At 64.6% G+C, this 18,536-nt stretch carries 18 protein-coding genes and 1 other RNA gene; 9 read left to right on the forward strand and 10 right to left on the reverse strand.

Annotated elements, in window-relative coordinates:
• The first annotated feature begins 3 nt into the window (after positions 1 to 3).
• From K5X80_RS06750 to hmuQ, 3 genes are all read left to right on the forward strand, one after another.
• Positions 4 to 1,128 (forward strand): DUF2827 family protein, encoded by a 1,125-nt coding sequence (locus K5X80_RS06750; protein ID WP_222560079.1) that lies wholly within the window; start codon positions 4 to 6, stop codon positions 1,126 to 1,128.
• Positions 1,129 to 1,192: 64 nt separating this feature from the next.
• The gene (locus tag K5X80_RS06755) at positions 1,193 to 2,551 is read left to right on the forward strand and encodes an NAD-dependent succinate-semialdehyde dehydrogenase (protein ID WP_222560080.1); all 1,359 of its coding nucleotides are present in this window, start codon (positions 1,193 to 1,195) and stop codon (positions 2,549 to 2,551) included.
• A gap of 51 nt (positions 2,552 to 2,602) precedes the next feature.
• Positions 2,603 to 2,932 (forward strand): heme-degrading protein HmuQ, encoded by a 330-nt coding sequence (gene hmuQ, locus K5X80_RS06760; protein WP_222560081.1) that lies wholly within the window; start codon positions 2,603 to 2,605, stop codon positions 2,930 to 2,932.
• A gap of 10 nt (positions 2,933 to 2,942) precedes the next feature.
• Here hmuQ and K5X80_RS06765 read toward each other — a convergent pair whose 3' ends face one another.
• Genes K5X80_RS06765 through K5X80_RS06780 form a run of 4 tightly spaced genes read right to left on the reverse strand, consistent with a single transcriptional unit; the run spans position 2,943 to position 5,570 of the window.
• Positions 2,943 to 3,479 (reverse strand): NUDIX hydrolase, encoded by a 537-nt coding sequence (locus K5X80_RS06765; protein ID WP_222560082.1) that lies wholly within the window; start codon positions 3,477 to 3,479, stop codon positions 2,943 to 2,945.
• On the reverse strand, positions 3,476 to 4,165 hold the full coding sequence (locus K5X80_RS06770) for a TPM domain-containing protein (RefSeq protein WP_222560083.1): 690 nt from the start codon (positions 4,163 to 4,165) through the stop codon (positions 3,476 to 3,478). The genes K5X80_RS06765 and K5X80_RS06770 overlap by 4 nt, the downstream gene beginning before the upstream one ends.
• A 2-nt stretch (positions 4,166 to 4,167) precedes the next feature.
• Entirely contained in the window at positions 4,168 to 4,956 is a 789-nt protein-coding gene (locus K5X80_RS06775) for a TPM domain-containing protein (protein WP_222560084.1), read from the reverse strand.
• A gap of 14 nt (positions 4,957 to 4,970) precedes the next feature.
• Positions 4,971 to 5,570 (reverse strand): LemA family protein, encoded by a 600-nt coding sequence (locus K5X80_RS06780; RefSeq protein WP_222560085.1) that lies wholly within the window; start codon positions 5,568 to 5,570, stop codon positions 4,971 to 4,973.
• Positions 5,571 to 5,764: 194 nt separating this feature from the next.
• Between K5X80_RS06780 and mscL the strand changes: the two genes are divergently transcribed.
• Both mscL and ssrA read left to right on the forward strand, forming a co-directional pair.
• Complete coding sequence (gene mscL / locus K5X80_RS06785) at positions 5,765 to 6,181, forward strand: large conductance mechanosensitive channel protein MscL (protein WP_222560086.1); 417 nt, start codon at positions 5,765 to 5,767, stop codon at positions 6,179 to 6,181.
• Positions 6,182 to 6,225: 44 nt separating this feature from the next.
• Positions 6,226 to 6,571, forward strand: a transfer-messenger RNA (tmRNA) gene (gene ssrA, locus K5X80_RS06790).
• A 61-nt stretch (positions 6,572 to 6,632) separates the two neighbouring features.
• Here the strand turns inward: ssrA and K5X80_RS06795 are convergent.
• A complete protein-coding gene (locus K5X80_RS06795; RefSeq protein ID WP_283249241.1) occupies positions 6,633 to 6,911 on the reverse strand; it encodes a hypothetical protein in 279 nt (92 codons plus the stop codon).
• A gap of 257 nt (positions 6,912 to 7,168) precedes the next feature.
• Here K5X80_RS06795 and K5X80_RS06800 point away from each other — a divergent pair, with 257 nt between their 5' ends.
• Complete coding sequence (locus K5X80_RS06800) at positions 7,169 to 8,572, forward strand: amidohydrolase (RefSeq protein ID WP_261390665.1); 1,404 nt, start codon at positions 7,169 to 7,171, stop codon at positions 8,570 to 8,572.
• A gap of 15 nt (positions 8,573 to 8,587) precedes the next feature.
• Here the strand turns inward: K5X80_RS06800 and rsmA are convergent, their stop codons facing one another.
• The 4 genes from rsmA to K5X80_RS06820 all read right to left on the reverse strand — a co-directional run bounded on the left by rsmA (position 8,588) and on the right by K5X80_RS06820 (position 14,295).
• Positions 8,588 to 9,424 (reverse strand): 16S rRNA (adenine(1518)-N(6)/adenine(1519)-N(6))-dimethyltransferase RsmA, encoded by an 837-nt coding sequence (rsmA, locus tag K5X80_RS06805; RefSeq protein ID WP_222560088.1) that lies wholly within the window; start codon positions 9,422 to 9,424, stop codon positions 8,588 to 8,590.
• Between the two features lie 46 nt (positions 9,425 to 9,470).
• Entirely contained in the window at positions 9,471 to 10,481 is a 1,011-nt protein-coding gene (gene pdxA / locus K5X80_RS06810) for a 4-hydroxythreonine-4-phosphate dehydrogenase PdxA (protein WP_222560089.1), read from the reverse strand.
• 7 nt (positions 10,482 to 10,488) lie between these two features.
• Complete coding sequence (locus tag K5X80_RS06815) at positions 10,489 to 11,868, reverse strand: peptidylprolyl isomerase (RefSeq protein ID WP_222560090.1); 1,380 nt, start codon at positions 11,866 to 11,868, stop codon at positions 10,489 to 10,491.
• A 180-nt stretch (positions 11,869 to 12,048) separates the two neighbouring features.
• Positions 12,049 to 14,295, reverse strand: coding sequence for an LPS-assembly protein LptD (locus tag K5X80_RS06820; protein ID WP_222560091.1), 2,247 nt, complete (start codon positions 14,293 to 14,295; stop codon positions 12,049 to 12,051).
• A gap of 98 nt (positions 14,296 to 14,393) precedes the next feature.
• Here K5X80_RS06820 and K5X80_RS06825 point away from each other — a divergent pair, with 98 nt between their 5' ends.
• From K5X80_RS06825 to ndk, 3 genes are all read left to right on the forward strand, one after another.
• Positions 14,394 to 15,854: a leucyl aminopeptidase gene (locus K5X80_RS06825; RefSeq protein WP_222560092.1), complete on the forward strand. Its 1,461-nt coding sequence runs from the start codon at positions 14,394 to 14,396 to the stop codon at positions 15,852 to 15,854.
• A 26-nt stretch (positions 15,855 to 15,880) separates the two neighbouring features.
• A complete protein-coding gene (locus K5X80_RS06830) occupies positions 15,881 to 16,318 on the forward strand; it encodes a DNA polymerase III subunit chi (RefSeq protein WP_222560093.1) in 438 nt (145 codons plus the stop codon).
• A gap of 213 nt (positions 16,319 to 16,531) precedes the next feature.
• Positions 16,532 to 16,954 carry a nucleoside-diphosphate kinase gene (ndk, locus tag K5X80_RS06835; RefSeq protein ID WP_222560094.1) on the forward strand — a complete coding sequence of 141 codons (423 nt, stop codon included), beginning with the start codon at positions 16,532 to 16,534 and terminating at the stop codon, positions 16,952 to 16,954.
• 84 nt (positions 16,955 to 17,038) lie between these two features.
• Here the strand turns inward: ndk and cls are convergent, their stop codons facing one another.
• Positions 17,039 to 18,496 (reverse strand): cardiolipin synthase, encoded by a 1,458-nt coding sequence (gene cls, locus K5X80_RS06840; protein ID WP_222560095.1) that lies wholly within the window; start codon positions 18,494 to 18,496, stop codon positions 17,039 to 17,041.
• Between the last annotated feature and the right edge of the window lie 40 nt (positions 18,497 to 18,536).

Raw genomic sequence — 18,536 nt, forward strand, 5'->3', positions numbered from 1 at the left:
GCGATGGTAAAGCGTTATAACATCGCCATTTCGATGGATTTCATGGATGCGGCTTTCGGCGGCATTTTCACCAACGGGCTGCGGCAGAACAACATTTTTCTCTATCGCATGTTCAAGGCGTCGAAGAACTGCGCCAATGTCTGGCTGCTCAATGTCGGGGCGCCCGATTACACTTTTCCCGAAGGGACGCTGGGCCTGGATGCGGGGGCTATCGTCCGCTTCGATCAGATCAAGGACGATCTCGACTATCTGATCGTGGTCGGCACGCGGCCCGGCCCCGAACAGGTGAAGCACCTGCGTGATCGGGGCTGCAAGATCATCTTCTACAAAGGCGGCAACAGCGCGATCCTGTCGATGGAAGCGATGGCCGATGCCGAAGTCGACAAGTATGGCGAATTCTATTTCGACCGCGAATTCTACGATACCTTGTGGATGACGCCGCAGCATATCCGCAGCTATGCCGGCTGGGCGCGGACGATGTATCGGGTCGATGTCCACGAAGTGCCGCAAGTGTGGGATTCGAGCATGCTCGAACTGCAGGACGAGACCACGCGCGGCGGGTTCGGTTATCGCAAGAAGAAGCCGGGCGAAAAATGGAAAGTCGGTGTCACCGATCCGAACATCACCGTGATGAAGACGGTGCACATGCCCGCGCTGGTGTGCGAAACGGCCTATCGCAAGCGCCCGGCCGCGTTCGAGAAGATCTATATCACCAATTCGCTGCAGTTCATGCAGAACGCCCATTTCATCAGCTTCATGGAAGCGCTGTCGGCCACGCGCGATGGGGTGATGAGTGTCGAGCAACGCTTCATGCTTTACGACTTCCTTGCCAAGCATGTGCAGGTGATCGTCACTCACCATTGGGAAAACGGGCTCAATTACCTCTATTACGAAGTGCTCTACGGCAATTATCCGCTGATCCACAATTCCGAGTTTCTCAAGGATTACGGATATTATTACAAAGACTTCGATGCCGAAGATGGGGCACGCGCCCTGTTAACTGCATTCAAGGAGCATGACCGTTCGCTGAAAGCTTATAGTGCGCGGAATGCTGAGCTGTTCGCCCGGCTCGATCCGCAATCGGCGGAGAATATTCGCCTGCACGAGAAACTGATGTTCGCCCTTTGACGTTGCATGGATGGGAAGGGTGGATGGCCACGCTTCCCCCGTGCCGCTGGAGGAGACATCACCGATGCCAACGCAGATCAATCCCGCCACGGGCGAAACCGGCAAAGTCTTCCCGGAGCTTGACGCGCAGGGAATAGAGGCCGCGTTGGCCGACGCGGAGCGGGCCTATCGCCTGTGGCGAACCAGCGGTCTGGCCGAGCGCACGGCGCTGCTGGGCAGCATTGCCGACCAGTTTGATACGCGGCGCGACGAACTGGCCGCTGCCGCCACGTTCGAAATGGGCAAGCCGCTGGAGCAGGCGCGTGCCGAGGTGGCCAAATGCGCCACGGCGTTCCGCTACTATGCCGAACATGGCCCCGCGCAACTGGCGCCGCTGGAATATGCCATGCCGCATGGGCGGGCCGTGGGGCACTGGTTGCCGCAGGGGCCGGTGCTGGCGGTGATGCCGTGGAATTTCCCTTATTGGCAGGCGGTGCGCTTCATCGCGCCCGCGATCATGGCGGGCAATGTCGGCCTGCTGAAACATGCCAGTTTGACGCCTGAATGCGCGGCTCTGCTGGAGGATGTGGTTCTGGCCGCTGGGGCGCCGCGCGGGCTGTTCCGCAATCTGCATATCCCGTCGAGCCGGGTGGAGAACATTCTGGCCGATCCCCGGGTCGTTGCCGCCACGCTCACCGGCAGCGAAGGGGCGGGGGCCAAAGTGGCGGAAGCGGCCGGGCGCCATCTCAAGAAAGTCGTGCTCGAACTGGGCGGCTCGGACCCGTTCATTGTCATGCCCAGCGCCGATGTGGAAAAGGCGGCGCAGGTGGCGGTGCAGGCGCGGCTGCAGAATGCCGGGCAATCGTGCATCTGCGCGAAGCGGATGATTGTCGATGCCGAGGTCTACGGCGTGTTCATGGAATGCTTCATGGCGGAAATGCGCGGTTATCGCGTGGGCGACCCGCTGGACGAGGCGACGCAGATGGGGCCGCTGTCCAGCATCAAGGCGCGTGACGATATGGTGCGGCAGATTGCCCGGGCCGAACATGGCGGCGCGCGCCGGATCATGGGCGGGGAAGTGCCCGACCGTGCCGGGGCGTGGCTGATGCCCGCGATCCTGACCGATCTGCCGCGCGATGCTGAGGTGACGCGGGAAGAGTTCTTCGGGCCGGTGGCGATGGTGTTCAAAGTGCATGGCCTTGATGAGGCCATTGCGCTGGCCAACGATGTGCCTTTCGGCCTCGGCTCCAGTGTCTGGACCAACGATCCGGCGGAGGAGACGCGCTTCATTCATGAGATCGAGGCAGGGATGACGGCCATCAACCGGATGGTTGTGTCCGATCCGCATGTCCCGTTCGGCGGGATCAAGCGTTCCGGGCATGGGCGTGAATTGAGCGCGGTAGGCCTGCATGAATTCATGAATCTGAAGAGCGTGATGCTTTGATCCTGCGGCGTCACGCCGCGCAGGATAGCTGAAAGAGACAAAGGAACGATCATGTACATTGCCATGAACCGCTTTCAGGTGCTGCACGGGCAGGAAGATGCTTTCGAGCAGGTCTGGACCACGCGCGAGACGTTCCTGAACGATGTTCCGGGGTTTATCGAATTCCATCTTCTGCGCGGGCCGGAGATGGACGATCACACGCTGTTCGCTTCGCACACGATCTGGCGTTCACGGGCGGATTTCGAAGCGTGGACGCAGTCCGAGGCGTTTCGCAAGGCGCATCGCAACGCCGGCGACAACAAGCCGCTCTATCTCGGCCATCCGCGCTTCGAAGGGTTCGAAGTGGTGCACACGGTTGGCGGCGCGCCTGACGAGGGGTGAGAAACCGCTGCTAATCTAACAGATGCGGCCCCAGCAGCAGGAGCAGGCGCACATCGATGGCCTTGCCCGCCTGCCGCTGCGTGGCGAGGAAAGCGGGCAGGGCATCCAGCGCGACCCGGTGGGTGACGATGTTTTCGCCTTCCACGCCGCCGCCTGGCCCGACTTTCACCAGCCCCCGCGCACGGACCAGTTGGAAGCTTTCGCTGACCATGCCGGGGGAGGAGTAGAACTCGCCGCAATCTTCCAGCATGGCGGCGCGGTAGCCGGTTTCTTCCTCCAATTCGCGCCCGGCGGCGGCCAGGGCATCTTCGCCCGGCGCGCTGTCATCATCGCCGACCAGCCCGGCGGGCAGTTCGATGCAGGGGCGGCCCAGCGGCACGCGATACTGTTCGACGAGGATGACGTGGCCATGCTCCACCGCGAGGATTACTGCCGCGCGGATACCGCGCGAGCGGGAGACGAATTCCCACCGGCCCTTGGTTTTGGCGGTGATGAAGCGGCCTTGCCAGACCACGCGTTCGGGGGTGTCGGCATCGGAGTCGGTCATAATTCGATCAGCCGGTCCGGCAGTTCGTTCGCATCGTCAGCCGCGCGGGGCAGATGCACGGCCAGCACCGCACCCACCTGTTCGACAGCGGCGCACATCCCCTCGGCCACGCGGCCTTCGCGCAGATGCGCCAGCATCGCCGCCATGGCATGGCCCCAGACTTCGGGATCGACGCGGCTGGCAATGGCTTCATCGGCAACGATTTCGGCCCGATGTTCGCGCATGGAAAGATAGATGAGAATGCCGGTGCGCCCCTGCGTGCGACGTTCCGCGCCGATCCGGAATGCGGTGACGGCACGGGCATGGACGCGCGCGGCCTTGATCCACCGGGGGACAAGCAGGAATTTCAACGGCGTCCACAGCAGCAGCAGCCATGTGCCCGCGAATTTGAGTGCGGCGACGAAAGCGGCGATGGCGAAAGCGTGGGCCAGAGTCCATTCGGCATTCCAGTGGCCGCTGATCCAGGCCAGCTTCGCGAGGTAGAAGTCGGGCCAGAGCGAAATCACGATCAGCGCGGTAACCGCGACAATCGCCGCCCAGGCCAGCGCGACATCGTTGTAGCTGTCCGACCGTTCGGCCAGAATGGTGACGATTTCACCGGCGCTTTCGGCTTCCGCGGCCGCGACCGCATCGCTCACCCGTTGGCGGTCTGTGGCATCGAGCCAGTTGGGGGGTGGGCCTGCCATATTCACCAACTCCCGCTTGCGCCGCCGCCGCCGAAGCTGCCGCCGCCGCCTGAAAATCCGCCCCCACCGAAGCCGCCACCGCCAAAACCGCCGCTGCGGCCACCGCCGAACCCGCCGCCGGGGAACAGGATCACCGGCGCCCCGCCACGATAGGCGCGGCCGCCGCGCACCCCGCGTATGGCGGGAAGGATGAAGAACAGGAAGATAATGGCGATCCAGATCAGCATGCCGACCGGAAAGCCGCCCTCTTCCGCTTCCTGCTGCTGCTGGTCCGCCTTGGCGGCCAGGGCGCGGGCTTCGTCTTCGGGCAAAGTGATCTGCTGCACGATCGCATCCGTGCCCGCGACGATGCCGCCCGGCAGATCCCCCGCCTTGAAGCGCGGCAGAATGGCGTTGTTGATGATGAGGAACGACATGCCATCGGTCAGGATAGGTTCCAGCCCGTAGCCGACTTCGATCCGCACTTTGCGTTCGTTGGGGGCGACGATCAGCATCGCTCCATCGTTGCGTTCCTTGCTGCCGATCCCCCATTGGCGGCCAAGCTGATAGCCATAGTCGGAAATCTCGTAACCCTGGAGGCTGGACAGCGTCACTACGACAAGCTGGCGCTGCGATTGCTTTTCCAACGCTTCCAGCTTCGTGGTGAGCTGCGCCTCCACTTCGGGCGGGAGGATCCCGGCGTCATCGACGACCCGCCCGGTCAACGCCGGGAAAGTCTGCGCCGTTGCTGGCCCCGTGACGAGGAAGGCCAGCAGCAGCGCGAACCATAGACGCCGGAACGGCGCGATCATGGCATGGTGTCCGATCAGATCTTGCCTTCAAGGCTGGGGGCGACATCCGCACCCGGCGTGGCCGCCTTGTAGGTGGCCATCGGCTTGGCGCCGTAGATCAGCTTCGCCCCGATGATGTTCGGGAATGTGCGGATCGTGGTGTTGTATTGCTGCACCGCCTGATTGTAGTCGCGGATCGTGATCCGGATGCGGTTTTCCTGCCCTTCAAGCTGGCTTTGCAGCATCTGGTAGTTGGCGATGCTTTTCAGTTCGGGATACCGTTCGAAATTGGCCAGCAGGCGGCCAAATCCGGCCAGCGACTGCGAAAGCTGTTCCTGCGCGGCGGAAAACTGCGCCATCTTGGCCGGATCGGTCAGATCGTCGGCGGAAAGCTGGATGCTGGTGGCTTTGGCGCGGGCTTCCACCACACCAGTCAGAATGGCCTTTTCCTGCTCGGCCGCGCCTTTGGCCACGGCGGCGAGATTGGGGACGAGATTGGCGCGTTCCTGGAACGCGGCCTCCACGTCGGCCCAGCGCGCCTTGGCGTTTTCTTCCGCGGTCGGGATAGTGTTGACGCCGCACGCCGAAAGGGCGAGCGCGACAAAGGCGACGAGAATATTGCGCAACTGCGGCATTGGCGGAGACCCTCCAGGACTAGGCGGCACCGGCTGGTGCACGCATGGAAAATAGCGTGCGCACGGCGCTGTGCAAGACCGGCCACCGGCGAGGTGCTGGCATCTTGTGGGGTTTCGGCTTTAGTGGCAGGATTCCACGGTTGCATCTTGGTGCGGGGCCCGGTTCCGGCCCAAGGCAGGAAGAGGGATTCGATATGCTCAAGGAATTCAAGGCGTTCATTGCCAGAGGGAACGTCCTCGATCTCGCCGTGGCGGTGATTATCGGCGGTGCGTTCGGCGCGATCGTCAAATCGTTGACCGACGATATCATCATGCCGATTATCGGCGCGATTTTCGGCGGGCTCGATTTTTCGAACTATTTCGTCCTGTTGAGCACGCCCGAAGGCTACACCGGTTCGCTGACCGATTTCGCCGAACTGCAGAAAGCGGGCGCCGCGATGATCGGTTATGGCGCGTTCCTGAGCACGGCGATCAATTTCCTGATCCTCGCGTTCATCATTTTCATGCTGGTGCGTACGGCCAACAAGCTCATCAACCGCAAGGACGAACCCGCCGCGCCGACCGAGGTGGAACTGCTGACGGAAATCCGCGACGCTTTGAAGAAACCCTGATTTTTCGCGAAATCGATAGCAAGGGAGGGGCGGCCTGCGGGCTGCCCCTTTTCTTTTGGCACCGGCAACCCTATATCCGCTTTGCCGGTTTCGGCCGGCTATGGCGATAAATTGCGGCGTGCAATAGGCACAGCGGACCCGGGGGCAGTACCCGGCGGCTCCACCACCTCCTCCAGATCATGGGGGATATGAAGGGGCCGAACCAGGATCGACGTGTGTTGAAAGACGTTGTTTTCGCCCGGGCTGAGTAACCCGTTAAAGGCTCAAAACTCACAAGTGCCAACGATAACGAAGCACTTGCTCTCGCTGCGTAATTCTAGGGCCTAACGGCCTGACTTTACAAAGCCAAGAGCACGGTTCGGACCGAACCGGGTAACAGAATCGGAAACCGGGGGCCCGGGGGTGCCTAGCAACAGAAACCCCCACCTTATCCCCTCGTCAGCTATTGTTGTCAGTTGTTTGCCGGATTTCCCGCCGGATCATCGGCCGTAGCGCGCGCTGCCTTGGCCGCCTTTTCGGCCTGTTCGTAGCGCAGGCAATCGAGGATCTTCGCCCCGGCCAGGAACACTGCGCCGGTGCAGGCCAGGAACAGCAGCTTTCCGCCCCAGCCGGGGAAGGTGTCGAGATAGACCTTGCCCCGTTCGCAGGCACCGAGCGCGAGTGCATAGATAATCAAGAACGCTTCCCAGCGCGTCTTAATCACAAACAGCCTGCGGATCTTGCGAAACATGTTTTCCCTTCGGTCAGGTATGCTGCGAAGCAATCTTCGTGCCAATCATGCGTTGCAGCCGTTGCGCGATGGTGCTGCCAGCCGCAGTGTAAGATGCCCCGACAGTTTCCGGTGCTGGCGGTTACCACGGCCGTGCGCGGCCTTCGGCAGAGGGCCAAGCCCCGCCCCCGGGCGTGGATTGGCTGTAAGTCGGCAATGGCGCCTGGCCGTGTCCGCTGATAGTAACGCGGCATATGACAGCAAAAAGGGGGTGAACGATGCGTTTGAAATGGACTCTTGCCTTGCTGGGGATGGGCTTGCCGTTAACCGCATATGCCCAGATGCAGATGCCGCAAGCGCAGCCCGCTGCTCCCACTGTCGCCCAGCCCCTGAAGCTGCCGCAGGCATTACCCGCTGCGCAGGTCAAGGATTTGAAAACCCAGATCGATGGCGTTCTCCTCAAGCAGTCGAACAGCCTCGTCACGCTCTATAAGGATTTGCACGCCCATCCCGAACTCGCTTTCCAGGAGAAAGCGACCGCGGCGAAGCTGGCCAAACTGATGCGCGCTGCCGGTTTCACTGTGACCGAAGGGGTCGGCAAGACCGGCGTCGTGGCCGTGTTGAAGAACGGGGAAGGGCCGATGATCCTCGTGCGGGCCGATATGGATGCCCTGCCGATGGAGGAGCGCACCGGCCTTCCTTATGCGAGCAAGGTGATCGCGGACTATATGGGCAACGAAACGCCCGTCGCGCATTCGTGCGGGCACGATGTTCACATGGCGGCGTGGATTGGCGCCGCGCGCACGCTCGCAGCGATGAAGGACAAATGGCAGGGGACGCTGGTCTTCGTCGGCCAGCCTGCGGAAGAGAACGTCTCGGGCGCGCGGGCGATGCTGGATGATGGTTTCATCGCCCGTTTCGGCAAGCCCGATTATGGCTTCGCGCTGCACGTGACCCCGGCGCCGACCGGCATGATCCTTTACCGCAACGGTGTCACCAGCACGAATTCCGACAGTCTCGATCTGACATTCCATGGCCGGGGCGGGCATGGTTCGACCCCTTCGGCGACGATCGATCCGGTGCTGATGGCCGCGCGCTTCACGGTGGACGTGCAAAGCGTGATCAGCCGGGAAAAGGATGCCGATGCGTTCGGGGTGGTCACCATCGGCGCGATCCAGGCGGGGGAAGCGGGCAATGTGATCCCCGATGAAGCGCTGCTGCGCGGCACGATCCGCACTCAGAACGATCAGGTGCGGACCAGGATTCTCGACGGCATTACCCGCACGGCCAAGGCGGTGGCGATGATGGCCGGCGCGCGCGAACCTTCGCTCACGATCCGGCCGGGCGGCAAGACGGTGGTGAACGATGCCACGCTCACCGCGCGCACGGTGGACGTGTTCAAAGCGGCGTTCGGGCTCAACGTACAGCCGATGCCCCAGCCGATGCCGGGCAGCGAGGACTATTCCGAATTCGTGCTGGCGGGCATCCCGTCGGTCTATTTCTTCATTGGCGGATACGAGAAATCGCGTTTCGAAGCGGGGATCAAGGCGGGCAACCTGCCGACGAACCATTCGCCCGAATTCGCGCCCGATCCCGAACCGACGATCAGCACCGGGGCATCGGCGCTGGCTCTGGCGGTGCTGAACGTCGCCCGGCCTGCGCCTGAAGTGTCCGCGCCCTGACCGGCCCGGCTGCTGTCAGCCGTTGGAGAGCACGCGGGCGATAGCCACGAATTCGGCGACTGACAGCGTTTCGGCGCGGCGGACGGGATCGATCCCCAGCGCATCCAACGCATCCACCGCGCCGGGCAGCGCCTTGAGGCTTTGCCGCAGCATCTTGCGCCGCTGGCCGAAAGCGGCCTCGGTCACGCGCTCCAGCATCCGGGCCGAAACGCCGCCGGGCATTTCGGCGGGAGTTACGTGGACAATCGCGCTCATCACTTTGGGCGGCGGCGTGAAAGCGCTGCGGTGCACTTTCATCGCCAGTTTCGCGGCAGAGCGCCACTGCGCCAGCACCGCCAGACGGCCATAGGCGGAATCGCCCGCCGCCGCCGTGATCCGCTGCGCCACTTCCAGTTGGAACATCAGCGTCAGGCTGGCCCAGCGCGGTGGCCATTCCTGCCCGGAAAGCCAGCCGGTGAACAGCGCCGTGCCGACATTGTACGGCAGGTTGGCCACCACGACATAGGGTTCTTCGAACAGAGTGGCCGGATCGATGGCCAGCGCATCACCCTGGATCACGCGCAACTGGCCGGGGAATGCCTCGTCCAGTTCGGCCAGCGCGGGCAGGCAGCGTGGGTCCATCTCGATGGCTGTCACCCGTGCCCCGGCACGCAGCAGCGCGCGGGTCAACCCGCCGGGGCCGGGGCCGACTTCCAGCACCGGCTTGCCCTGTAACGGACCGGGAATGGCGGCGATCCGATCGAGCAACTGTTCGTCGAGGAGGAAATTCTGCCCCAGCGCCTTGGACGCGGAAAGCCCATGGCGGGCGATCACTTCACGGATGGGGGGGAGGGTGGGCGTTATGCGGTCCATATCGTTGTCGCTGTGCCAGCATCGCCCGCGCAGGGGAAGGGCGCGTTCAATCCGCCGGATGCAGCCGCCGCCGCGCAGCCGCCGCGCCGGCCATGCGGATTGCCGCGATCATCGCGCCAGGATCGGCCTGCCCGGTCCCCGCAATCCCGAACGCGGTGCCGTGATCGGGCGAAGTGCGCACGACCGGCAGGCCCAGCGTCATATTCACCCCATTGTCGAAATCGAGCGCCTTGAGCGGGATCAGCGCCTGATCGTGATACATGCACAGCGCCACATCGAAACTGTCGCGGGCGTGGGGGGCGAACAGCGAATCCGCCGGATGGGGGCCCGTGGCGTCGATCCCTTCCGCTTGCAGAGCGGCGATGGCCGGGGCGATGATCCGCTGTTCCTCGTCCCCCATGCGGCCTTCTTCGCCTGCGTGGGGATTGAGCGCGCAGATGGCCAGGCGCGGGCTGGCGATGCCGAAATCGCGGCGCAGCCCGGCGGCGGTGATGCGCGCGCGGTTGCAGATCAGCTCTTGCGATATCAGACCGGGCACGCTGGCCAGGGAACAATGGACGGTGACCGGCACAGTGCGCAGTTGCGGGCCCGCCAACATCATAACCGCGTCCTGCGGGGCGATGCCGCAGGCTTCGGCGACGAATTCGGTCTGCCCAGGATGGCGGAAGCCGATATCGGCCAGCCGCGCCTTGGCGATCGGCCCGGTGACGATGCCTGCCGCTTGCCCCTTGACCGCCAGCCGCGTGCCCAGAGTAAGCGAACTGAGCGCCAGATGCGCGCCGATGGTATCGGGCGCGCCGGGGCGATAGGGCGCTTCATCCTGGCCGAGCACGGGCAGGGCATGAGGGAAGACGGCGGCGGCTTCCGCAGGGTCGGTGATCGGTTGCACGCTGAGGGCGAGCCCCCGCTGGCGCGCTGCGGCGGCCAGCAGGTTCGCCCCACCCACCGCGAAGAACGGGCGCAGTGCATCGGTTTCGCGCCGGACCCAGGCGGCACAGATCAGTTCTGGCCCCACGCCGGCGGGATCGCCGAGCGAAACCGCGAGCGCCGGATGCATCATCGAATCAATCGTATTCGATCACGGCGTCGCGGCGCAGGTCGCGCAGGTATCGCTGCGCGCGCTTGTTGACGCGTTCATCTTCCATCTGCGACATCAGCGTGTCGAAGCTGGGGCCATCGTTGACCTGCGCTTCATCGCGGCCGCACAGCATCAGGACGCTGACGCCTTCCTTGGCCGAGCCGAAAGGCGGGGTCGTCTGCCCGATCTGCAGCGACATCATCACCTGCTGGAGCGGTGCGGGCAGATCGCGGATGCGGATATTGTCGTTGGCCACGACATGCGCGCCCATCGCCTGGGCCGCTGCGTCGACATCGCCGCAGCCCTTCATCTGCTTGACGTTCTGGGCGAAAGCGGCGGCTTTCTGCTGGGCCTGCGCATCGGTGGTGCCCGGCGCGAGCGGCAGCGAAATCTGCTTGAGGCTGAGCAGCGCATCGCGCGCATCGGCCATCAGCACCTGGCGCTTGTCGATCAGGTAGAGGATCGAGAAACCGCCGGGCACGTCGATCGGCCCGACGAGCTGGCCGCGTTCCATGTCCCGTGCGACAGTCGAGAGTTCCGCGGGCAGTTGCGCCAGCCGGACCCAGCCGAGATCGCCGCCCACCGCCGCGGTCGACGCTTCGGAAAACTGGCGCGCATAGGCCACGAAACTGGCGCCTTGGCCGAGCTGCTGGACGATTTTCTTGGCGTTTTCCAGCACGGCGGCGCGGTTCTGCGCATTGGCCGAGAGATAGATTTCACCGATGCGGTATTCGCTGGTGCCGCGCTGGGCCTGCATCCGTTGCAGCAGTTCCTTCACTTCCTCTTCCGAGACGTTGACGAAGGGCTGCACGTTGCGGCGCAGCAGGCGCTGCCAGGCGAGTTCGCCCTGAATCTGCCGCTTGAGCGAGGCGGGCGAGGAACCGATCTTGACCAGATAGGCGTCCATCGCCTGTGTGTTCTGGCCGAAGTTCTGCGCCGCGACCCGCGCATAGGTCTGGTCGATTTCCGCCTGGTCGACTTCGATCTTGAGCGCTTTGGCTTCCTGGATCTGCAAGGTTTCGTCGATCAGATTGCGCAGGACCTGCAACCGCAGGCGTTCCTTTTCTTCCGCGCCGATTGTCTGGTTGTTGGCCGAAAGGATCAGGGCAAGCCGCTGATCGATATCGGTGCCGGTGATGATTTCACCGTTGACACGCACGGCGGCGCGGCGGTTGTTGGGATCGTTCTTCCCGAAAATCTGCACATTCTGCGGAATGTTGAGCCCGCTGGCGGGCGCAGCCGCATCGGCGGCCGTGGCCGCATTGTCCGCGTCCTGCGCGCTGAGCGGGGAAACGCCCGAGAGGAGGAAAGCGAACGCGGTGCAGAAGGCAACGCGCCGGGAAGGAGTCTTATGCAGGGTCGTCATTACCACTCGTGCAATCCTGTTACCGGCGCCGGATGACGCCATCCCAAATCATCGGGCCCGATCATGGACCAAACCGTGGGGCCAATGCCGCCGGGCGGCTTAACCGAAGCTGAGCCCCGCCGATAGCGTTTTTGCAGGGTCGTGCCAACGCCGTCTGCGCGACAGGCCCCGCGATTGCGATCAGCGGAAGCCAATATTGCGCAGAGCGAAGAAAATCTGGAACCGGTTGTCGGCCTTCGCATCGCCGCTGGTGGCGTAATCGTGGCGCCAGGTGGCGCCGAATTCGAGGCAATCGTCCTGATAAGCGAAGCCGAGCCGGGTGCGCAGCGGTTCGAACCCGTCGGAAAGGGCAAGCGGGTCTTCCGTCCGGTCGGTCAGGTTGATGACGCCTGAACCGAAGATCGACCAGTAGTTGGCGAATGCGACGCGGCCCGAAAAACGCAGTTCCTCGCGATCTTGGAGATCTTCCACTTCGTCGATGTTGCGGTTGAGGCGCAGATAGGCGGCTTCGGCATATGTCTTGCGCGTGCCGACCGTCGCCGCGATTTCGTTGCGGCGCACGGCGAAGCTGTTCTTGTCCAGCCGGAAGCGGTGCGTCAGGCTGACGAGATCGCGGAAGCGGATTTCGGTGCGGCCGACGAAATCGGAGAAATGCCCGCTCAGCCCCGTGCCGTTGGGCAGGATGTCGTTGTTTTCGGAAAAGCTGTAGGACTGGCCGAACGTGGTCTTGATCCGCCAGCCGGGCCTGTCCAGTTGCCAGTCGAACCCATAGGTGATCCGCGTGCTGTCCTCCACCCGGTCGTATCCGGGGAAGCGGTTGAGCGCGAACAGGTTGCTGTCTTCCAGATCGATGGCCCGGGCGTCTTCGTTGGGCACATCGAGATTGTTGATCCTGGGCGAGGCGACAATCTGCACACGCGGGGTGAAGACCTGCGTCCCGCCGAAAGCCGCGCCGATAAACGGCCATTTGACATCAATCGCCCCCAACGCGACGCCGCGCGTGCGCCAGCCCGGTTGCCCGCGATAGATCGCGGTGCTGGTCAGATCGTTGCCGCTGGAATGATAGAGATCGCCCCGGGCCAGCGCGGTGAAGCTGATGACCTGGCCCATCCGCGTGATCAGGCTGCGATCCCACCGGGCCAGCGCGAACGCGCGCTGCGTATCCTGCCCGGAACTGCGGCTGATGGCGAGGCTGTTGACCTGGAATTCCACCCGGCCGCCCAGCAGCGGATCGGCCAGCCGGCGGCGATATTCGAGAATCGGCAGAGCGAGAGGCACCAGCCCCTGATCGCCGTTGGAGGCCAGCGTCTGCGTGGCCCAGCCGGAGAGCGAGAAATAGGTGTTGTCGCCCACCCGTTCGAGATCGACCGTCGATCGCAGGCGATCGTCGCGGCTGATATCGTAGCGGCGCAGGAAAGTGCGGTCGCTGGCGATGCGGCCGGAATAGGTCAGGCTCCAGTTCGGGTCGAACTGGAAACGGCCGTTGGTTTCCAGATAGCCGCGCCAGTCGGTCACTTCGCCGGTGCCCGACAGGGGGATGCGCTCGCTGCGGGTGATGTAGCCGGTGGCCTGCACCGCGCCTTTGTCGAACAGCCCGCGATAGCGCACGCGGGCCATCGGCGGCGCTTCGGTGAAGACGTAGGCGGTCAGTTCCAGATCGTGATTGGCCGCCAGACGGGCGTAGTAAGTGGCCGAAAGTTCGATCCCGTTGTTGCCGGAAATCGTGATTCCCGGAATCATCAGGCCGGAACGGGCGCTGCCGTCCGCATTGATCACCAGCCCCGGCATCGGGATCAGCGCGAGGCCGAGCACTTCGAGCTTGGCGCCGTAGAAGCGAATGCGGTTCTGGCTCTGATCGTAGATCACCCGGTCGGCGACGACGCGCCAGCTCGGCTTGCGGTCGCAGCCTTCGGGCGTGGTGACGGCGCAGCCGCTGTAGGCCGCGTCTCTCAGCGTGACTTTGCCCTGATCGTCGCGTTCTCCCTGCCGCGCGGCCAGCCGCCCGCCTTCGGAAAAGGCCAGCAGCATGTTCTGCATGGCGCCGGCTTTCAACTCGTCCGTCAGCTCCATGCTGTCGGTGTAGAGCTTGTTGCCGTCGGTGTCGGTTAGCAGGATATTGCCGTGGGCGGTGATCTGCCCGCTCTTGCGGTTCCAGCTCACGTTCTGGGCGTTGAGCGTCTGCCCTTCGCTGCGCAGGATCACATCGCCGCTGGCGGTGACGATATCGGACTCCGAATCATACGCCACCTGATTGGCTTCGAACGCGACATCGCGGACGGCCCGCGGATCGTGCGCCGGTGCTTCGTCTTGCGCGAAAGCGGGCCAGGGCGCGGCCAGCGCCAGCAGAAATGCGGGAATTGTAACCGAACGGGAATGACGCAAGCGGCGGGCAGGGGCTTGCAACAAGGGCGCGGCATCGGGGTGCATGGCTTGCCTATCGCATTGCCCGCCCTTAACTGCAACGGGAGTATCATCATTGGGACGACGGCCCAGCCCGGATCGCCCCATTCATCGCCGGAGCATCCATGAAGATCCAGTTCGCCAGCCAGCCCGACACCGCCATCCGTCTGCAGGCGTGCCTTGTCGACAAGGACAAGCTGCCCGCCGATCTCGAACCGGTGGTGCGCGCGGGTGCGGCGGCGGCGCGGTTCACGGGCAAGGCGGGGCAGGTGTTCGAAGCGTTTGTCGAACGCGATGGCGCGGTCGTGCGGCTGGCGCTGGCCGGGGCAGGCGATCCCGCCGACGCCGACCGGCTGGGCGCGCTGGAACGGGCCGGGGCCGCGCTGGCGGCGAAGTACCGGGCTTCGGGCGAGATGGCGCTGCAACTCGATCTGTCCGGCGCGGTGGCCACGCCCGAACAGTCGGCGGCGGTGCTGCTGGGGCTGCGCCTGCGCGGCTGGCGTCATGATGCCTATCGCACCACTCTGCCCGACGATCAGAAGGCGACGCTGGATAGCGCCGTGGTTTCCGGCGCGCCCGAAGGCACGGCGGCGCTGTGGGAAGTGGAAGCGAGCATCGCGGAAGGGGTCGAATTCACCAAGCGGCTGGTGACCGAACCGGCCAATGTCATCTATCCGGAAAGCTTCGTTGCCGCCTGCCGCGAACGCTTCGCGGGGACCGGCGTGGAAATCACCGTGCTGGACGAAGCGGCGATGCGCGAACTCGGGATGGGCGCGCTGCTCGGCGTGGCGCAGGGTTCCGCCCGTCCGCCCCGGCTGCTGGCGATCCGCTGGAACGGCGGCGCGCCCGATCAGAAGCCGCTGGCTTTCGTCGGCAAGGGGGTGACGTTCGACACCGGCGGCATTTCGATCAAGCCCGCCGCGGGCATGGAAGACATGAAATGGGACATGGGCGGGGCCGCCGCCGTGGCCGGGACCATGCTGGCGCTGGCGCTGCGCAAGGCCAGGGCCAATGTCGTGGGGGTCTGCGGGCTGGTGGAGAATATGCCCGATGGCAATGCACAGCGCCCCGGCGATGTCGTCACCACCATGGCGGGCAAGACGGTGGAAGTCATCAACACCGATGCCGAAGGGCGGCTGGTGCTGTGTGACGCGCTGACCTGGACGCAGCGGACATACAGCCCGGCCAGGATCGTCGATCTCGCCACGCTGACGGGGGCGATCATCATTTCGCTCGGCCACGAATACGCGGGCATGTTCAGCAACGACGACGATCTCGCCGGGCAGCTGGACGCGGCGGGCAAGGCGACGGGCGACAAGCTGTGGCGTTTCCCGATCGGCCCGGTGTACGACAAGATGATCGACAGCCCGATCGCCGACATGAAGAATGTCGGGCCGCGCTTCGGCGGCTCGATCACCGCCGCGCAGTTCCTCCATCGCTTTATCGAGAACGACACGCCGTGGGCGCATCTCGATATCGCCGGCACGGTGTGGACCGACAAGCCGGGGGCGACATGGGAACGCGGGGCGACCGGGTTCGGCGTGCGCCTGCTCGACCGTTTCGTCCGCGACACCTGCGAAGGCTGAGGGGCGGCTGAAAGACAGGGCGGGGGATGCGCGTCGACTTCTATCAATTGAGCCGCGATCCGGTGGAGTTCGTCGTCCCGCTGATTGCGCGGGCGACGCGCGCCGCGGGGGAACGGCTGTTGGTCGTCTCGGCTGACGATGCCGCGCTTGGCCGCATCGGTGAAGCGCTGTGGGAACGGCTGCCCGAGGCGTTCCTCGCGCATGGCCGGGCGGGGGAAGCGCACGAAGCGCGCCAGCCGATCCTGCTGTCCGCCGCACCGGAAGCGGGCAACGGCGCGCGGTTCATCGCTCTGGCCGACGGGCAATGGCGCGAGGAAGCGATGCATTTCGCCCGCGCGTTCCTACTGTTCGGCGAGGCGGAACTGGACGGGGCGCGGGCCTGCTGGCGGATGCTGGGCGGGCAGGGCGATGTGGAACGGCGGTTCTGGAAGCAGGACGGCGGCAGATGGCGCGAAGGCCCCTAGAGTGATTTCGAAGCAGGTGGAATCACCTGCTGGCTCGGAAATCACGGCAAACAAAAGACACTCTGGAGCCGCCCGCCTTCAGTGCTGATGGCCTGCGCTCCGCCGCTTGCCCTCCTGCCTTGCGATACGGGCCATTCCGGGCTAGGTGCCGCGCACTTTTTCGGGGCGCCGCAGGCGGTCCGCAGTTTTGCCCAAGCTTTTAAGGAACGCACGATGGCGGTGACCCGCACCTTTTCGATTATCAAGCCCGACGCCACCCGCCGCAATCTGACCGGCGCCGTCACCAAGATGCTGGAAGAAGCGGGCCTGCGCGTCGTCGCCTCCAAGCGCATCCGGATGACGCAGGAACAGGCCGAAGGCTTCTACGGCGTGCACAAGGAACGCCCGTTCTTCGCCGATCTGGTCAGCTTTATGACCAGCGGCCCGGTGGTGGTGCAGGTGCTCGAAGGCGAAGACGCGGTGAAGCGCAACCGCGACGTGATGGGCGCGACCAATCCGGCCGACGCCGCCGAAGGCACGATCCGCAAGGCGCTGGCGGAATCGATCGAAGCCAATTCGGTCCACGGTTCGGACAGCGACGAGAACGCCGCGATCGAAATCGCGTTCTTCTTCAAGCCGGAAGAAATCGTCGGCTGATCGGGGCTTTCCCGTTCGCGAGGCATTCTTCGCAAGACAGGGGCCGCCGGGCGATCCGGCGGCCCTTTTCGTATGCGCTGGCGGTCAGAGCAGCGGGCTCATCATGGCCAGCAGATTGCGCCACAGGCGCAGCGGGATCGTGACGTTGTTGATGTCCGTGGCGGTGATCGGCGTGCTTTGCGCGATATAGCTGTCCTGCCGCGCGCGGACCTGCGCGGCGAGAGCGGGATCGTGGAACAGGATGTTGTTTTCGAAATTCAGTTCGAAACTGCGCCGGTCGAGATTGGCCGAACCGACCAGCCCCACGGCCTTGTCCACCACCATCGTCTTGGCATGGAGCAGGCCCGGCCGGTATTCGTAGATCCGCACCCCGGCGGCGATCAGATCGGCATAATAGCTGCGGCTGGCCCCGCTGACGAAGCGGCTGTCGTTGTGCCGGGGCAGGATCATCACCGTGTCCACCCCGCGCCGCCCGGCGGCGAGCAGAGCGAAGATCAACTGTTCGTTGGGCACGAAATAGGGCGTGGTGATGACCAGTTCGCGCCGCGCCGCATGGATCAGCGCGACGAAGCAGGCGGTCATCGCCGGATAGGCCAGATTGGGCCCGGTGCCGATGACCTGTGCCGCAACGCCTGCTGAGACGGGGGCGGGCGAGGCAGAGGCTTCGTCGCCGTCCTCTTGCAGCAGGGCGGAGATATCGTCGCCGTTTTCGGCATGCCAGTCGGACGCGAAAATGAATTGCCAATGGCGGGCGACCGGGCCTTCCCAGCGGGTCATGAGGTCGACCCACGGGGCGAAGCGTGGTTTCACCCGGAATTCGGGATCGGCCAGATTCTGGCTGCCGCACCAGGCGATGCGGTTGTCGACGATCAACTGCTTGCGGTGGTTGCGCAGGTCCACCCGCCCGCGAATGAGCGTCCAGATCAGCCCGCCCACAGGCAGGGCGACACGGGCATCGACACCGGCATCGCGCAGTTCCTGCCAGTGGCGCGAACGGATGAACCCGCGCGATCCCAGCGCATCGGCCAGCACCCGCACCACGACCCCGCGCCGGGCCGCGCGGATCAGCGCGTCCTTGATCCGCACCCCGTTGCCATCGGCCAGCCAGATGTAGAAGCCGAGGTGCACCGTGGACTGCGCGGCATCGATATCGGCGGCCATTTCGCGGATCGCGCTCATGCTGTCGGCGCTGAGATGGGGGCGGTTGCCCTCGGTCGGCGGCAATCCGTTGACCGAACGGGCCAGCGCGAACGGCGCGGCATAAGGCCCGGCGTCGAGCGCGGCGGTCAACGCCCGGCTTTCCTCAGGGTGGGGCAGGTGCTGTTCGATATCGGCAAAACGCGCCCGGCGGGAGGCGCTGATCCGCGGTTCGCCCAGCAGCAGATAGGCGACGATGCCGCCAATCGGAATGACGATGACCGCAATCGCCCAGGCGATCCGCGAGGCAGGCTCACGCTGCGGCCGCAGCATCACCCGCAGCAGCACGATCCCCTCCAGCAGGAGGAGAAACAGTGTCGAGACGTAACCGATATCCCTGTCCATCCCCGCAATTCACCCTGATCGCGGCGAAATTGCCAGCGCC

The organism is Caenibius sp. WL, assembly GCF_019803445.1.
Lineage (GTDB): Bacteria > Pseudomonadota > Alphaproteobacteria > Sphingomonadales > Sphingomonadaceae > Caenibius.

Coding starts and splice junctions, on each gene's coding strand:
- K5X80_RS06750 (WP_222560079.1), top strand. CDS start 4: ATGGTAAAGCGTTATAACATCGCCATTTCGATGGATTTCATGGATGCG.
- K5X80_RS06755 (WP_222560080.1), top strand. CDS start 1,193: ATGCCAACGCAGATCAATCCCGCCACGGGCGAAACCGGCAAAGTCTTC.
- hmuQ (WP_222560081.1), top strand. CDS start 2,603: ATGTACATTGCCATGAACCGCTTTCAGGTGCTGCACGGGCAGGAAGAT.
- K5X80_RS06765 (WP_222560082.1), bottom strand. CDS start 3,479: ATGACCGACTCCGATGCCGACACCCCCGAACGCGTGGTCTGGCAAGGC.
- K5X80_RS06770 (WP_222560083.1), bottom strand. CDS start 4,165: ATGGCAGGCCCACCCCCCAACTGGCTCGATGCCACAGACCGCCAACGG.
- K5X80_RS06775 (WP_222560084.1), bottom strand. CDS start 4,956: ATGATCGCGCCGTTCCGGCGTCTATGGTTCGCGCTGCTGCTGGCCTTC.
- K5X80_RS06780 (WP_222560085.1), bottom strand. CDS start 5,570: ATGCCGCAGTTGCGCAATATTCTCGTCGCCTTTGTCGCGCTCGCCCTT.
- mscL (WP_222560086.1), top strand. CDS start 5,765: ATGCTCAAGGAATTCAAGGCGTTCATTGCCAGAGGGAACGTCCTCGAT.
- K5X80_RS06795 (WP_283249241.1), bottom strand. CDS start 6,911: ATGTTTCGCAAGATCCGCAGGCTGTTTGTGATTAAGACGCGCTGGGAA.
- K5X80_RS06800 (WP_261390665.1), top strand. CDS start 7,169: ATGCGTTTGAAATGGACTCTTGCCTTGCTGGGGATGGGCTTGCCGTTA.
- rsmA (WP_222560088.1), bottom strand. CDS start 9,424: ATGGACCGCATAACGCCCACCCTCCCCCCCATCCGTGAAGTGATCGCC.
- pdxA (WP_222560089.1), bottom strand. CDS start 10,481: ATGCATCCGGCGCTCGCGGTTTCGCTCGGCGATCCCGCCGGCGTGGGG.
- K5X80_RS06815 (WP_222560090.1), bottom strand. CDS start 11,868: ATGACGACCCTGCATAAGACTCCTTCCCGGCGCGTTGCCTTCTGCACC.
- K5X80_RS06820 (WP_222560091.1), bottom strand. CDS start 14,295: ATGCACCCCGATGCCGCGCCCTTGTTGCAAGCCCCTGCCCGCCGCTTG.
- K5X80_RS06825 (WP_222560092.1), top strand. CDS start 14,394: ATGAAGATCCAGTTCGCCAGCCAGCCCGACACCGCCATCCGTCTGCAG.
- K5X80_RS06830 (WP_222560093.1), top strand. CDS start 15,881: ATGCGCGTCGACTTCTATCAATTGAGCCGCGATCCGGTGGAGTTCGTC.
- ndk (WP_222560094.1), top strand. CDS start 16,532: ATGGCGGTGACCCGCACCTTTTCGATTATCAAGCCCGACGCCACCCGC.
- cls (WP_222560095.1), bottom strand. CDS start 18,496: ATGGACAGGGATATCGGTTACGTCTCGACACTGTTTCTCCTCCTGCTG.